Source organism: Xanthomonas sp., assembly GCF_017163755.1.
Taxonomy (GTDB): domain Bacteria; phylum Pseudomonadota; class Gammaproteobacteria; order Xanthomonadales; family Xanthomonadaceae; genus Xanthomonas_A.
Genome location: NZ_JAFIWC010000011.1, coordinates 116338 through 129220 on the forward strand (window position 1 = coordinate 116338; position 12883 = coordinate 129220).

The following is a 12883-nucleotide window of genomic DNA, read 5'->3' on the forward strand; positions in this document are numbered from 1 at the left end:
CTCATCCGCCCAGCCGCCGCACCGCATCGCGATGCGCCTGCGTTCATGGCGGCGCGTGCGGACCGGACGGACGCGTGGCCGTACCCGCGCCCGCCGGAAGGGCGCGGACGCCGGAGAACCAGGCAAACCTGGGGCCCGGTCATGGCCACATCGGCAGCGGCGTCCGCTGCGCACCAGCCGCCAGTGGCACCCGGACCGACCGAGGGGAGCGCGCGCCGCATCGACGAGTCCGCCCGTCTTCGCCACCCGCCAGCTGGCCAAGCGGCAGCCGACCTGGCTGCGCGGCGCACTCGACGCGCGCGGGTTCGGCCCGAGCGGGCGGCCGACCGGCGCGCATCGCAGAACCCGCCGCCGCGGCACGCGCCGCAGCGGCGGCGTCATGACTCGTCGCCGGCGCCCCAGCCGTCGGCCGGCGGCGGCGCCATGCCGTGCCGCCCCAGCGACAGGAAGTCGAACAGCTGCGGGTCGGCCAGCTGCGCCGGACGCACCTGCCCAAGCGCGCGCGCGATCTGCGCGACCCGCCCGGGGTGATCGCGCTCCCACTGCTGCAGCATCTGCTGCACCTGGCGGCGCTGCAGGTTGTCCTGGCTGCCGCACAGCGTGCACGGGATGATCGGAAAGCCGCGCGCGTCGGCGTACTCGGCGATGTCGTGCTCGCGCAGGTAGGCCAGCGGGCGGATCACCACGTGGCGGCCGTCGTCGCTGAGCAGCTTCGGCGCCATCGCCGCGAGCTTGGCGTGGAAGAACAGGTTCAGGAAGAACGTGGCGACCAGGTCGTCGGCATGGTGGCCGAGCGCGATCTTGCTGAATCCGTGCTCGGCGGCGTACCGGTACAGCGCGCCGCGGCGCAGCCGCGAACACAGCGAGCACATCGTCGCCCCTTCCGGTACCACACGGCTGACCACCGAGTAGGTGTCCTGCTCGATCACGTGGTACGGCACGCCCAGTGCGCGCAGGTAGTCGGGCAGCACGTGTGCGGGAAAACCCGGCTGCTTCTGGTCCAGGTTCACCGCGACCAGCTCGAACGGCACCGGCGCCTTGCGCTGCAGCTGCAGCAGCAGGTCGAGCAGGGTGTGGCTGTCCTTGCCGCCGGACAGGCACACCATCACCTTGTCGCCGGCCTCGATCATGCCGAAATCGGCGATCGCCTGGCCCACCTGGCGGCGCAGGCGCTTGGCCAGGCGCAACGGTTCGCGGCGCGGGACGGGATCGACCAAGGGCAGGGCAGCGCTCATGGCGCCATTGTAGGCGGCCGCGCGCGGCGCGCTGCGGCGCGCGACGCAGTCCAGGGCGACACGCCTGCGCGCCCGGTTCTTTCGCAGCGCAGCAAGCGTTTTTTCCATCTGCTGGTAGAGTCCGAATCTCCGCGTACCGGGACCCGGCAAATGGCACCAGCAGCTTCCGCAGCCGACCAGGCTTTTTTTAGGCCGCAGTTTGGTAGCGCTAACATCACGTGGCCGGCGCGGGCGCGGGTGCCGGCATGAGCGGCCTGGTCGCCGGGCTGGACGTCGGCACGCAGAGCGTCAAGCTGGTCGCCTACGATCCGCAGGCGCGCGCGGTGGTCGCCACCCACAGCTGCCCGCTGGAGCTGCTGGCCGGCGAGGACGGCAGCCGCGAGCAGCAGCCGTCGTGGTGGCTGGACGCGATACGCCACTGCTTCGCGCAGCTCGATGCCGGCACGCGCATGCGCATCGCCGCCATCGCCGTGTCCGGACAGCAGCACGGCTTCGTGCCGCTCGGCGCCGACGGCCGGGTGCTGGCGCCGGCCAAGCTGTGGTGCGACACCAGCACCCAGCGCGAATGCGAGGAGATCATGGCGGCGGTGGGCGGCAGCGCCGAAACGATCGCGCAGGCCGGCAACCCGATCCTGGCCGGCTATACCGCCTCCAAGCTGCCTTGGACGCGCAAGCATCGCCCGGACGCGTACGCCGCGCTCGCGCACATCCTGCTGCCGCACGACTACGTGAACTTCTGGCTGACCGGCCAGCGCTGGATGGAGTACGGCGATGCGTCCGGCACCGGCTGGCTCGACGTGCGCACGCGGCGCTGGTCGCCGGCCCTGCTCCGGGCCACCGATCCGCAGCGCGACCTGTCCGCGTGCCTGCCGCCGCTGGTCGAGCCGGACGCGCTGTTCGCGCTGGCGCCGGCCATCGCCGACGAACTCGGCCTGCCGCGCGGCGCGATGGTCGCGGCCGGCGGCGGCGACAACATGATGGCGGCGATCGGCACCGGTTGCGTGGTGCCCGGCCGGCTGTCGATGAGCCTGGGCACCTCGGGCACGCTGTTCGCGTATTCGGACACGCCGGTGATCGACCCGGCCGGCGCCTGGGCCGCGTTCTGCTCGTCCAGCGGCGGCTGGCTGCCGCTGATCTGCACGATGAACTGCACCGTCGCCGTGGAGGCGATGGCCAGGCTGTTCGGCTTCGGCGCGCGCGACGGCGACGCGCGCATCCACGCCACCGCGCCCGGCGCCGGCGGCCTGACCCTGCTGCCGTTACTCAACGGCGAGCGCACGCCCGACCTGCCGCACGGCAAGGGCGTGCTGGCCGGCATGGACCTGCACAACACCGAGCCGGCGCAGCTGTACCGCGCGGCGATGGAAGGGGCGACCTACAGCCTGCGCTACGGCTTCGATGCCTTCGTCGCCGCCGGCATGCGCTTCGACAGCATCGTGCTGACCGGCGGCGGCGCCAACAGCGCGGCGTGGCGGCAGATGGTCGCCGACGTCTTCGACCTGCGCGTCGAGGTGCCCCGGCACAGCGAGGGCGCGGCGTTCGGCGCCGCGCTGCAGGCGTGGTGGTCGCTGCGCAAGGCGCAGGGCGAGATGACGACGCTGCAGGCGCTGGCGGCGCTGCACGTGGCCAGCGACGAGGCGTTGGGCGTCTCGCCGGTGCCCGCGCAGGTGGCGGCCTACCGCGAGCCGTACCGGAAATTCCTCGACCACCTCGACGCCGTGCGGCCGCTCTACGCCGCCCAGCCGACCTCCCCGTAGGAGCGCATCCGGACGCGACCGCAGTAGCCGGTACATGCCTTCGCGCCCAGGTGCGCTCCTACGTTTCGCATTCCCCCGCACGCAACCAGGACTTCGTCATGAGCACTTCCGTTTTCATCGGCGCCCAGGAATATTTCCCCGGCATCGGCCGCATCCCGTTCGAAGGCAAGGCCTCGGACAACCCGCTGGCGTTCAAGGTCTACGACGCCGACAAGCGGATCGGCGACAAGACCATGGCCGAGCACCTGCGCTTTGCGGTGGCGTACTGGCACAGCTTCTGCGGCAACGGCGCCGATCCGTTCGGGCCGGGCACGCGCGCCTATCCGTGGGATGCCGGCGGCGCGGCGCTGTCGCGCGCCGAGGCCAAGGCCGATGCGGCGTTCGAGTTCTTCACCAAGCTCGGGGTGCCGTACTACTGCTTCCACGACGTGGACCTGGCGCCGGACGCGGAGGACATCGGCGAGTACGAGGCCAACCTGCAGCACATGGTGGGCATCGCCAGGCAGCGCCAGGCCGACACCGGGATCAAGTTGCTGTGGGGCACGGCGAACCTGTTCAGCCACCCGCGCTACATGAACGGCGCTTCGACCAACCCGGACTTCGACGTGGTGGCGCGCGCGGCGGTGCAGGTCAAGGCGGCGCTGGACGCCACGGTGGCGCTGGGCGGGGAGAACTACGTGTTCTGGGGCGGGCGCGAAGGCTATGCGTGCCTGCACAACACGCAGATGAAGCGCGAGCAGGCGCACATGGCGCGGTTCCTGACCGCCGCGCGCGACTACGGGCGCAGCATCGGCTTCACCGGCAACTTCCTGATCGAGCCCAAGCCGATGGAGCCGATGAAGCATCAGTACGACTTCGACAGCGCCACGGTGATCGGTTTCCTGCGCGAGCACGGGCTGGACAAGGACTTCAAGCTCAACATCGAGGCCAACCACGCCACGCTGTCCGGGCACAGCTTCGAGCACGACCTGCAGGTGGCTTCCGATGCGGGGCTGCTGGGCAGCATCGACGCCAACCGCGGCAACCCGCAGAACGGCTGGGACACCGACCAGTTCCCGACCGACCTGTACGACACGGTGGGGGCGATGCTGGTGGTGCTGCGGCAGGGCGGTCTGGCGCCGGGCGGACTGAACTTCGACGCCAAGGTGCGGCGCGAGTCGTCCGACCCGCAGGACCTGTTCCTGGCGCACATCGGCGGCATGGACGCGTTCGCGCGCGGGCTGGAGGTGGCGCATGCGCTGCTGACGTCCTCGCCGCTGGAGCAGTGGCGGGCCGAGCGCTACGCCAGCTTCGACAGCGGCGCCGGCGCCGAGTTCGCCGCTGGCCGCAGCACCCTGGCGCAGCTGCACGCGCATGCGCTCAAGGTCGGCGCGCCGCAGCAGCGCAGCGGCCGCCAGGAAGCCTACGAGAACCTGATCAACCAGTACCTGCTGCGCTGACGCGGCGGCCGCGCGGCCGCCGTCACCGCTTGGTCGCGCCGGCCGCCGCCGGCGCGGCCACCGAGTCCCGCTTCACCAGCAGATGAGCGAACACATGATCGACCCGCGTCAGCGCCACGCGTTCCCGGCTGCGGATACTGCGCAGCAGCAGGTCGATGGCCATGTCGGCCATCGCCGCGATCGGCTGGCGGATGGTGGTCAGCTCCGGCCACACCGCGGTCGCCGCGGAGGTGTCGTCGAAGCCCACCACCGACAGGTCGCGCGGCACGTCCAGGCCGCGCCGGTGCGCCACCGAGACCGCCGCGGCGGCCATGTCGTCGTTGCTGGCGAAGATCGCGCTGGGCGCGCGCCGCCGCGCCAGCAGCTTCTCGGCCGCCTCCAGCCCGGAGCGGTAGGTGTAGTCGCCTTCCTGCACCAGGTGCCGGTCCAGCGCGATACCGGCCTCGTCGAGCGCGGCCTGGAAGCCTTCGAAGCGGCGCGCGCTGGCGGTGAGGTTGGAGCGGCCCTGGATGTAGCCGATGCGGGTATGGCCCTGCGCGATCAGGTGCTCGGTGATTTCCTTGCTGGCGCGGAAATCGTCGATGCGCACGCAGGAGATCTTGTCGCTGAAGCGGTCCGAGGCGATCGCCACCACCGGGATGCCGGCGCGCACCAGTTCCTGCACCGCGGCCTTGGATTCGCACAGCGGCGGCGGCAGGATCACCCCGGACACGCTGCGCGCCAGCTTGCGCGCGGCCTTGCGCTCGGCCTCGGCGTCGAGGTCGTCCCAGCAGTCGATGACCAGCTGGATCGCGGTATGCGAGGCGACCTGCAGCACGCCGATCAGCAGTTCGCGCAGATACGCGCCGCTGGGGTCGCTGTAGATCAGCGCGATGCGCGTGCTCTGCGCGGCGGCCAGCGAGCTGGCGGCCAGGTTCGGCGTGTAGCCGAGCTTGTCGACCGCGCGCATGACCCGCTCGCGGGTCGCGTCGCGCACGTTGCTGTTGCCGTTGACCACGCGCGATACCGTCATCGGCGAGACCTTGGCCAGTGCGGCCACCTCGTCGATGGTGATCGCGCGGCTCTTGCGGCGGACCGATTTCCTGACCTTCTCCAAGACTCGTCCCTTCAGATGGCGTGCGGCCGCAGCGACCGAAGCGGCGGGATCCGGTGCGGATCCGGCACGCGGAGTCGTGCGATTCCGGTACAGCTGCACATGCGACTTTGCGCTTCATCGTACCGGGAACCCACCGGGCCGGCGATAGCGTTGCTTCACCGCCATGCCCGCGGAGCCGGCGCATGAGCGCCGGGTTCGCACGTTCGGCGGCCGCGCTGCGGCGCCTGGTAGTGGGTGCGGCGTGCACGCTGGCCGCGGCGCTGTGCGCGGCGCCGGCGCAGGCCGAAGACGGCTACGAGCTGTGGCTGCGCTATGCCGCAGCCGAGCCTGACTATGCGCAACAGGCGCGCGGCTTCGCCCGCCAGCTCGTCGCCGATGCCGACACGCCGACCCGCGCCGCGACGCGCGCCGAGCTGCTGCGCGGCCTGGGCGGGCTGCTCGGCGCCGCGCCGCCGCTGGCGGGCGCGGTGGACCGCGACGGCGCCATCGTCGTCGCCACGGCGGGCTCGCCGCTGCTGGCGCGGTTGCGCGTGGACGCCCGCGGCCTGGGCCCGCAGGGTTACCTGATCCGCAGCGTCGTCGTCGACGGCCATGCCGCCACCGCGATCGTCGGCGGCGACGAGGTCGGCGCGCTGTACGGCGCGTTCCATTTCCTGCGCCTGCTGCAGACGCGCCAACCGCTGGCCGGCCTGGACCTGCGCCAGTCGCCGCGGCTGCAGCTGCGCGTGCTCGACCACTGGGACAACCTGGACGGCTTCGTCGAGCGCGGCTACGCCGGCGCGTCGATCTGGGACTGGCACAAGCTGCCTGGCTACGTGGACCCGCGCTACACCGACTACGCGCGCGCCAACGCCTCGCTGGGGATCAACGGCGCGGTGCTGAACAACGTCAACGCCAGCGCGCTGAGCCTGACCGCCGTGTACCTGGACAAGGCCGCCGCGGTGGCCGCGGCGCTGCGCCCGTACGGCATCCGCGTCTACCTGAGCGCGCGCTTCAGCGCGCCGCTGGAGATCGGCGGACTGAAGACCGCCGATCCGCTCGATCCGCAGGTGCGGCGCTGGTGGCGCGACAAGGCCGACGAGATCTACCGGCGCATTCCCGACTTCGGCGGGTTCCTGGTCAAGGCCAATTCCGAAGGCCAGCCGGGCCCGCAGGACTACGGGCGCAGCCATGCCGACGGCGCCAACCTGCTGGCCGACGCGCTGGCGCCGCACGGCGGGGTGGTGATGTGGCGCGCCTTCGTCTACTCGCACGAGCAGCCGGACGACCGCGCCAAGCAGGCCTACACCGAGTTCGTACCGCTGGACGGCGCGTTCCGCGACAACGTGATCGTGCAGGTGAAGAACGGCGCGATCGACTTCCAGCCGCGCGAGCCGTTCCATCCGCTGTTCGGCGCGATGCGCAGGACGCCGCTGATGCTGGAATTCCAGATCACCAAGGAATACCTGGGCTTCGCCACCCACCTGGTGTACCTGGGCGCGCTGTACGAGGAAACGCTGCAGGCCGACACCCATGCCCGCGGCAAGGGCTCGACCGTGGCCAGGATCGTCGACGGCACGCTGCAGCACGGCGCTGGCCGCGCCGGGCGGCTGAGCGGCATCGCCGGGGTCGCCAACATCGGCGCCGACCGCAACTGGAGCGGCTCGGTGTTCGACCAGGCCAACTGGTACGCGTTCGGGCGCCTGGCGTGGGATCCGCAGCAGTCGGCGCGGACGATCGCGCAGGACTGGGTGCGCATGACCTTCTCCAACGATCCGGTGTTCGTCGAACCGGTGGTCGGCATGATGATGGACTCGCGCGAGGCGGTGGTGGACTACATGACCCCGCTCGGCCTGCACCACCTGATGGGCCGCGGCCACCACTACGGGCCGGCGCCCTGGGACGCGGGCAGCCAGCGCCCGGACTGGGACCCGGTGTACTACCACCGCGCCGACCGCGCCGGCGTCGGCTTCGACCGCAGCGCCAGCGGCAGCGATGCCGTGGCGCAGTACGCGCCGCCGGTGGCGCGCGAGTTCGGCGACGTGCGCCGCGTGCCCGAGCGCTACCTGCTGTGGTTCCACCACGTGCCGTGGGACCACCGCATGGCTTCCGGGCGCCCGCTGTGGGACGAGCTGGTGTGGCGCTACGACCACGGCGTGGACGCGGTCAGGCGCATGCGCGGCACCTGGGACGGCCTGGACTGCTACGTGGATGCGCAGCGCTACCGGCAGGTGGCCGATTTCCTGGCGATCCAGCAGCACGAAGCGCAGTGGTGGCGCGACGCCAGCATCGCCTACTTCCAGAGCGTCAACGGCCTTCCGCTGCCGCCGGGCGCCGCGCCGCCGCCGCATCCGCTGGCGTACTACCAGGGCCTGCAGTTCCCGTACGCGCCGGGGAATCCGAAATGACCCGGTCGTCGCGCCTGTGGGCCCGCGTGGCGTGGCTGGCGGCGGCCGGCGCGCCGTTCGCGCCAGCGCTGGCGCAGGCCGCCGATGCGCCGCTGCTGCATGCGCTGTTCCAGGACCACGCGGTGCTGCAGCGCGATGCGCCGATCCGCGTATGGGGCCAGGCCGCGCCCGGCGCGACGGTGAGCGTGGAACTGGCGCAACAGCGGGCCAGCGCGCGCGCCGACCGCCAGGGCCGCTGGCAGGCGCACTTACCGCCGCTGCCGGCCGGCGGGCCGTACACGCTGTCGGCACGCAGCGGCGCGGGCAGCACGCAGCGCGTGCAGGACGTGCTGATCGGCGATGTGTGGCTGTGCTCGGGCCAGTCGAACATGGAACTGCCGGTGCACCGTACGCTGGACTCGCGCAGCGAGATCGCCGACGCCGCGCATCCGGCGATCCGCCTGCTCAAGGTGCCGGCCCAGTCCAGCGCGACGCCGCAGGCGGGCTTCGGCGGCGCCGTGGCGTGGCAGCCGGCCACGCCGGACACGGTGCGCGACTTCTCCGCGGCCTGCTACTACTTCGCCCGCGAGCTGCGCAAGCACGTCGACGTGCCGATGGGGCTGATCAACGCCTCGTGGGGCGGTTCGCAGATGCAGGCGTGGATCGGCGCGCCGGCGCTGCGCCAGGCCGGCGACTACGGCGCGGCGCTGGACGTGCTGGCGCGCTATGCGCGCGATCCGCAGCAGGCCGCGCCGCGCTGGGCGCGGCTGTGGGAAGCGTGGTGGCGCGCGCGTGCCGACGACGCGCCCTGGCAGCCCGGCGCCGGCGGCGACTGGCGCGACGCGCCCGCCGCGCTTGGCGCGTGGGACGACTGGGGCGTGCCGCAGCTGGTGAACTTCAACGGCATGGTCTGGTACCGCACCACCGTCACCCTGAGCGCTGCGCAGGCCGCGCAGGCGGCGACGCTGGCGCTGGGCCCGGTCGACGAACTGGACCAGACCTGGGTCAACGGCCAGGGCGTGGGCAGCAGCTACGGCGCCGACCAGCCGCGCCAGTACCGGCTGCCGCGCGGGCTGCTGCGCGCCGGCGACAACACCGTCGTGGTCAACGTGCTCAACACCTATCGCCGCGGCGGCCTGCTCGGCGCGGCCGACACGCGCGCGCTGCGCCTGGCCGACGGCAGCGCGGTGCCGCTGCGCGGCCCGTGGCAGTACCGCGTCGCGCCGCCGTCGCTGGGCACGCCGCCGCGCGCGCCGTGGTCGTCGGCCGCCGGGCTGAGCACGCTGTACAACGGCATGATCGCGCCGCTGGGCCAGCTCGGCCTGCGCGGGGTGCTGTGGTACCAGGGCGAATCCAATACCGGCGACGCCGCAGGCTACCCGGCGCTGCTCGACGCCTGGCAGCGTGACTGGCGCCAGCGCTTCGGCGCCGCGCTGCCGCTGCTGCTGGTGCAGCTGGCCAACTACGGCACGCCGCCGACCGAGCCGGGCGAGAGCGGCTGGGCGCAACTGCGCGAGGCGCAGCGCCGTTTCGTCGCCGCCGATCCGCACGCGGCGCTGGCGGTGGCCATCGACATCGGCGACCGCTACGACATCCATCCGGCCAACAAGCAGGAGCTGGGCCGGCGCCTGGCGCGCGCGGCGCGGCACGCGGCGTACGGCGAGGCGTTGCCCGCCTCCGGGCCGGTGCCCACCGCGGTGCGCCGCGACGGCGACGCGGTGACGGTCGAGTTCGGCGACGTCGACGGCGCGCTGGTGGCCTACGGCGCGGCGGCGCCGATCGGCTTCGAGCTGTGCGCCGCCGCGCCCGGCAGCTGCCGCTACGCCCGCGCCGAACTGCACGGCACGCGGGTGCGCCTGGCGCTGCCGGCCGGGGTCGCCGCGCCCACCCGCGTGCGCTACGGCTGGGCCGACAGCCCGGTGTGCACTCTGTTCGATCGCGCCGGGCTGCCGGCCGGTCCGTTCGAACTGCCCGTCCCGCCCGCGTCCGCGCCGGCCGCGGCCCCTTCCCCGTGAGCGATCCGAGATGACCCAGACCTCCGACACCGCAACTTCCGCCCAAGGCTCGGCACGCGATCGCGAGATCGTCGAGGCGCGGGTCATCGTCACCTGCCCGGGGCGCAACTTCGTCACCTTGAAGATCCGCACGCGCTCGGGCGTCACCGGCCTGGGCGATGCCACGCTCAACGGCCGCGAACTGGCGGTGGCCGCCTACCTACAGGAACACGTGGTGCCGAACCTGATCGGCCGCGACGCCGGGCGCATCGAGGACCTGTGGCAGTTCCTGTACCGCGGCGCGTACTGGCGCCGCGGCCCGGTGACGATGACCGCGATCGCCGCGGTCGACGTGGCGCTGTGGGACATCCTCGGCAAGATGGCCGGGATGCCGATCTATCGATTGCTGGGCGGCCGCTCGCGCGAAGGCGCGCTGGTGTACGCGCACGCCAACGGCCGCGACATCGCCGAGGCCAGCGACCAGGTCGGCATGTACCGCGAGAAGGGTTTCCTGGCCATCCGCGCGCAATGCGGCGTGCCCGGCGTCAAGAAGGCCTACGGCATCTCCACCGGCACCAAGCCGTACGAACCTGCCGAAAGCGAACTGCCGGCCGAGACGGTCTGGAACACGCCGCGCTATCTGGAAACCGCGCCCAGGCTGTTCGAACAGCTGCGAAAGGACCATGGCACCGAGGTCGAACTGCTGCACGACGTGCATCACCGGCTGACCCCGATCGAAGCGGCACGGCTGGCGCGCGACCTGGAACCCTACCGGCTGTTCTGGCTGGAAGACGCGACCCCGGCCGAGAACCAGAAGTCGTTCGAGCTGATCCGCCAGCATTCGGTCACCCCGCTGGCGGTGGGCGAGGTGTTCAACTCGATCTGGGACTGCAAGCACCTGATCGAGCATCAGCTGATCGACTACATCCGCACCACCCTCGTGCACGGCGGCGGCATCACCCATATCCGCCGGCTGGCCGATTTCGCCGCCCTGCATCAGGTGCGCACCGGCTTCCATGGCGCCACCGACCTGTCGCCGGTGTGCATGGGCGCGGCACTGCACTTCGACACCTGGGTGCCGAACTTCGGCATCCAGGAATACATGTTCCACTCCGAGGAAACCGACGCGGTGTTCCCGCACGACTACCGCTTCCGCGACGGCCGCCTGCATTGCGGGGACACGCCCGGCCACGGCGTGGACATCGACGAGGCGCTGGCGGCGCGCTACCCGTACGCGCCCAAGCAACTGCCGGTCGCGCGGCTGGAAGACGGCGCGATGTGGGACTGGTGACGGCGATGCGGCCGCTGCGCGCATTCGTCGCCGGCCTGTCGCTGTGCGTGGCCGCCGTGGCCGCGGCGCAGGCGCAGGCGCAGGGCACGGTGGCGTTCGACCGCTTCGAGTACCGCGGCGACGACGCGGTGTTCGCCACGCCGCTGCCGCCCGGGCACTACCGCAATCCGGTGCTGGCCGGCTTCTATCCCGATCCCAGCGTCGCCCGCGCCGGCGACCGCTACTACCTGGTCAACTCGACGTTCGCCTACTTTCCGGCGATCCCGGTGTTCGAGAGCGCCGACCTGGTGCACTGGCGCCAGGTCGGCAACGTGGTCGAACGCCGCGACCAGCTCGACTTCGACGGCCTGCGCGTGTCGCGCGGCATGTTCGCCGCGTCGATCGCGCATCACGGCGGGCGCTTCTACGTGGTCGGCACCGCGGTCGACAGCGGCGGCAACTTCATCGCCAGCGCCGACGACCCGGCCGGCCCGTGGTCGCCGCTGGACTGGCTGCCGAGCGTGGACGGGATCGACCCGTCGCTGTTCTTCGACGACGACGGCAGCGCCTATCTGCTCAACAACGGTCCGCCCAAAGGCGAGCCGCTGTACGAAGGCCATCGCGCGATCTGGATGCAGCGCTTCGACCTGCAGCGGCGGCAGCCGGTCGGGCCGCGCAAGGTGCTGGTCAACGGCGGCGTCGACCTGGCCAGCAAGCCGATCTGGATCGAAGGCCCGCACCTGTACAAGCGCGACGGCTGGTACTACCTGTCCTGTGCCGAAGGCGGCACCGGGCCGCAGCATTCGCAGGTGGTGCTGCGCAGCCGCGCGCCGTGGGGGCCCTACGCGCCGGCGCCGCACAATCCGATCCTGACCCAGCGCGACCTGCCGCCCGCGCGCGCCGATCCGGTCAGCAACGCCGGCCACGCCGATCTGGTCGAAGGCCCCGATGGCCGGTGGTGGGCGCTGTTCCTGGCCAGCCGCCCGTATGCCGGCGAGCGCTACAACACCGGCCGCGAAACCTTCCTGCTGCCGGTCGCCTGGCGCGACGGCTGGCCGTCGATCCTGCCCGCAGGCGAGCCGATTCCCTACGTGGCGTCGGGGCCGGCCGGGCTGCGCGCCGCGGCCGCGCAGGCGCCCATGAGCGGCAACTTCGACTGGCGCGACGAATTCGACGCGCCGGCGCTGGATCGCCGCTGGCTGTTCCTGCGCGTGCCCAAGCGCGACTGGTGGGACCTGCGCGCGCGCCCGGGCTGGCTGACGTTGGCGCCGGACGCCAGCGGCCTGGACGGCGACGGCAATCCCGCCTTCCTCGCCCACCGCCAGCAGCACACCCGCTTCGAGGCCAGCACGGTGCTGGCGCCGCCGGGCGACGCGGCGATCAGCGCGGGGCTGGCGGCGTTCCAGAACGCCGATGCCTGGTACACGCTCGGCGTGCGCCGCGACGGCGGGCGCATGCAGGTGTTCGTAGACAAACGCGCCGGCGCCGCCACCCGCACGGTCGCCCGCCGCACCATCGACACCGCGCCGACGCTGCGCCTGAAGATCGCCGGCGACGGCGGACGCTACGGCTTCGCCTTCGACGCCGGCGACGGCCGCGGCTGGCAATGGCTGTTGCGCGACGACGATGCGGGCATGCTCAGCACCGCCCTGGCCGGCGGCTTCGTCGGCGCCACGATCGGGCCGTATGCCCGCCGCGAACCGGATCGATCCACCAAGGAGTAGGC

General features: G+C 72.4%; 8 protein-coding genes and 1 pseudogene. 7 read left to right on the top strand and 2 right to left on the bottom strand.

Annotated features, from left to right (window positions below; genetic code table 11):
- Positions 1–235: 235 nt before the first annotated feature.
- Positions 236–313, top strand: a pseudogene (locus JR065_RS09420) (tRNA delta(2)-isopentenylpyrophosphate transferase); the annotation flags it as partial.
- 64 nt (positions 314–377) lie between these two features.
- On the opposite strand, the gene ttcA reads toward JR065_RS09420, so the two are convergent.
- Entirely contained in the window at positions 378–1235 is an 858-nt protein-coding gene (ttcA, locus tag JR065_RS09425; protein ID WP_206233825.1) for a tRNA 2-thiocytidine(32) synthetase TtcA, read from the bottom strand.
- A gap of 245 nt (positions 1236–1480) precedes the next feature.
- Here ttcA and xylB point away from each other — a divergent pair, with 245 nt between their 5' ends.
- Together xylB and xylA are read left to right on the top strand one after the other, a co-directional pair.
- Positions 1481–2992 carry a xylulokinase gene (gene xylB, locus JR065_RS09430; RefSeq protein WP_206233826.1) on the top strand — a complete coding sequence of 504 codons (1512 nt, stop codon included), beginning with the start codon at positions 1481–1483 and terminating at the stop codon, positions 2990–2992.
- Positions 2993–3090: 98 nt separating this feature from the next.
- On the top strand, positions 3091–4431 hold the full coding sequence (xylA, locus tag JR065_RS09435) for a xylose isomerase (protein WP_206233827.1): 1341 nt from the start codon (positions 3091–3093) through the stop codon (positions 4429–4431).
- 22 nt (positions 4432–4453) lie between these two features.
- Here xylA and JR065_RS09440 read toward each other — a convergent pair whose 3' ends face one another.
- Positions 4454–5527, bottom strand: a complete 1074-nt coding sequence (locus tag JR065_RS09440) for a LacI family DNA-binding transcriptional regulator (protein ID WP_206233828.1) — start codon at positions 5525–5527, stop codon at positions 4454–4456.
- A 182-nt stretch (positions 5528–5709) separates the two neighbouring features.
- Between JR065_RS09440 and JR065_RS09445 the strand changes: the two genes are divergently transcribed.
- Genes JR065_RS09445 through JR065_RS09460 form a run of 4 tightly spaced genes read left to right on the top strand, consistent with a single transcriptional unit; the run spans position 5710 to position 12881 of the window.
- Complete coding sequence (locus JR065_RS09445) at positions 5710–7914, top strand: alpha-glucuronidase family glycosyl hydrolase (RefSeq protein WP_206233829.1); 2205 nt, start codon at positions 5710–5712, stop codon at positions 7912–7914.
- The gene (locus JR065_RS09450; protein WP_206233830.1) at positions 7911–9908 is read left to right on the top strand and encodes a sialate O-acetylesterase; all 1998 of its coding nucleotides are present in this window, start codon (positions 7911–7913) and stop codon (positions 9906–9908) included. Before JR065_RS09445 ends, JR065_RS09450 begins: the two co-directional genes overlap by 4 nt.
- Positions 9909–9918: 10 nt before the next feature.
- Positions 9919–11178, top strand: coding sequence for a D-mannonate dehydratase ManD (manD, locus tag JR065_RS09455; protein WP_206233831.1), 1260 nt, complete (start codon positions 9919–9921; stop codon positions 11176–11178).
- Between the two features lie 35 nt (positions 11179–11213).
- A complete protein-coding gene (locus JR065_RS09460) occupies positions 11214–12881 on the top strand; it encodes a glycoside hydrolase family 43 protein (protein WP_206233854.1) in 1668 nt (555 codons plus the stop codon).
- Positions 12882–12883: the final 2 nt, after the last annotated feature.